Raw genomic sequence first — 2497 nt, forward strand, 5'->3', positions numbered from 1 at the left:
GGCCGCCTCGTAGGCCGCGCGTCCGTCCTCGGCCTCCGCGACCACCGTCAGGTCGTCCGGTGCGGAGAGGACCGTCGTGAGACCCGCGCGGATCATAACCTTGTTCATGTGCAGATGCATGAGCAGATGCACGTGCACGGGGGGTGTTCCTGCGGTTACAGCTTTGACGTCCGCTTTACTCAGCCCGTTCCAGCGTCTGCCCCGGAGCACGCACGACATGCGATCGTCCAAATCGAAACCATCGTGTACCAGGAAGAGACGCATACGGCGGCCCAGGTGTTCCAGCGTCCGTGTGAGGGTCCGGTGAGCGAGACCGGCCGCCCGTAGCCACAGCGGATCCCTACCCGGCATACACAAGTCCTCTGGGTGAGTGCTGGTAGCTTGCCGCTGTCGTCCGGGCAGCCGGGCGGCCGACCCCCTAGAGCTCGGGAGCGTTGCGGTGACTACGGCTACGGCTACGGCGAGTACGCCCATGGCGCATACGGCTACGACGCGCACGCGGGCGGCTTCGGCCGTACGGCTCGCGGCGGCCGCCGTCGGTCTGGTGGGGGCGCTCACGCTGACCGCGTGCAGCGGCGGTGACTCCGGCGACAGCTCCTCCGCCACCCCCTCCGGGGCCGCGTCCGCGGCCGCCACCGCCTCCGCCGGTTCGGGCAGCGCCACGGCCTCGTCCGACGCGCTGCAGGGCAGCTGGATCACCACCAGCGGCGGCAAGATCGTCGCCCTCGTGGTCACCGGCAGGCAGGCCGGGCTCTTCGAGACCGGCGGGGCGGTGTGCAGCGGGACCGCCGGCGAGGAGGCCGGAATGCGGATGATCCACCTCACCTGCACGGACGGCAGCAAGAACCGGGTCACCGGAATGGTCGACACGGTCAGCAAGGGCAGCATGAAAGTCACCTGGTCAGGAAAATCCGGTGAGGAGACCTACACCAGGGCGGAGGGCGGCAAGCTGCCGTCCGGGCTGCCCACCGCGAACCTCGGTCAATAGGGCCCTGCCCGGCGGCCCAGGCCCGCTCCCGCCGGCCTGGGCCGGCCGGTGGGAGTACGCCGTGGAACGGTCGATGACGGGGCCGGGCGCGCGGCACCGGGCCGCGGGCGTGATGATGCTGGGACACCGTCACGACCTCGATGGGGATCTGCTCATGCGCGTCATTCCGCTCACCGTCACCGCCCTCGCCGCCGCCCTGGCCCTGACCGCCTGCGACAGCGGCGGCTCCGGCACCAACAGCAAGAACGGCTCGGCCTGCGAGATCGGCAAGGTCTCCGTCCAGGTCGGCCCCGCGAGCGTCGCGCCGGCCGCGGGGGACACCGGCGAGGTGCCCGTGAGCCTCACCAACCAGAGCGCGCCGTGCACGCTGGACGGGTTCCCCGGGGTCACGCTGAAGGCGGGCGGCACGTCCGCGACGGTCCCGGCGCAGTCGGGCGCGAAGACCGGCAGGCTGAAGCTCGCCAAGGGCGACTCCGCGACGTTCTCCATCAGCTACGTGCGCGGCAAGGACGGCGACAAGGCGAGCCTCGCGGCCACCTCCCTCACGGTGTCCCTGCCGGGGGGCGACGCGACGCAGAGCTTCCCGTGGAAGTACGGCGCGGTCGCGGGCAAGGGCGGCTCCGCGGAGAACCCGAACGCGACGGTGAGCACTTTCCAGCAGGCCGGGGACTGATCGGGCGGGCCGGCCTGACGCGGGGATGCGGGCGGGCGGGCCGCGCCCGACGCGCGGATTCCGGTGGTTCGCAGGTTGCGGTGGGCGGCCGGCCCGGTGTGCAGGTTTCGGTGGGCAGGCCGCCCGCCGCGCGCGTTCCGGTGGTCCGCCCCGGGCGGCATCGGCGTGGCTCGGCCGGACCTCGCCGTGGCGGCCCCGGGTTCGGTGCCGCTCAGCGCGGCTTCGGGGGGACGGGCCGCCCGGTGCGCGCGGGGCGGTGGGTGCCTCATGGCTGCCGGAGTTGTGGGCGGGACCCGACCTGTGCCCGGTCGGCCGCTCTCGTGCCCTCCGTCCAGCCCGCCTCGTCGGTCACCCCGCGCAGGCGGGTCGTGGTCGTCTCCGGGAACATCTGCTCCATGCGACCGGTCACGGCCAGTTCCCTGCCCGCCAGGACCGGGAGCAGGTCCGCCGCCACCGCGGCCCCGGTCACGGCCGACTCCGCGACGGCGGCCAGCCGGTCGCCGACCCGGTGGGCGTAGGCCGCCAGGAAGGACTGCCGGAAGGTCTTCGTGCGCCTGCGGCCACCCGCCCGCTGTGCCGCCTCCGCCTTCGTCATCGCGTGGGTGGCCTGCACCAGCAGCGAGGTGTAGAGCAGTTCGACCGCCTCCAGGTCCGCCTCGAACCCGACCACCGTGGAGAAGGCCAGCGGCTCGTTCCACACCGCACGGCAGTGGTTGGCCGTGGCGACCGCGTCCAGCAGTACCGCCTTGGCCTGCTCGTACGGCGGCTCGACCCCTATCCGGCAGGCACCGGGGGCGTCCGGTGCGGGTGCCCCCGCGGCGAGCAGCGCCTCGTCG

Annotated in this window: 2 protein-coding genes and 1 pseudogene; 2 read left to right on the forward strand and 1 reads right to left on the reverse strand. The window is 73.2% G+C overall.

The window, feature by feature from the left end:
- Positions 1-472: 472 nt before the first annotated feature.
- Both ABZ646_RS44835 and ABZ646_RS44840 read left to right on the forward strand, forming a co-directional pair.
- Complete coding sequence (locus tag ABZ646_RS44835) at positions 473-988, forward strand: hypothetical protein (protein ID WP_360533051.1); 516 nt, start codon at positions 473-475, stop codon at positions 986-988.
- A gap of 154 nt (positions 989-1142) precedes the next feature.
- Positions 1143-1661 (forward strand): DUF4232 domain-containing protein, encoded by a 519-nt coding sequence (locus ABZ646_RS44840; RefSeq protein ID WP_360533054.1) that lies wholly within the window; start codon positions 1143-1145, stop codon positions 1659-1661.
- 265 nt (positions 1662-1926) lie between these two features.
- Here ABZ646_RS44840 and ABZ646_RS44845 read toward each other — a convergent pair.
- Positions 1927-2497: pseudogene (locus ABZ646_RS44845) on the reverse strand (aromatic acid decarboxylase); the annotation flags it as partial.

This window comes from Streptomyces sp. NPDC007162 (assembly GCF_040634175.1).
GTDB lineage: Bacteria > Actinomycetota > Actinomycetes > Streptomycetales > Streptomycetaceae > Streptomyces.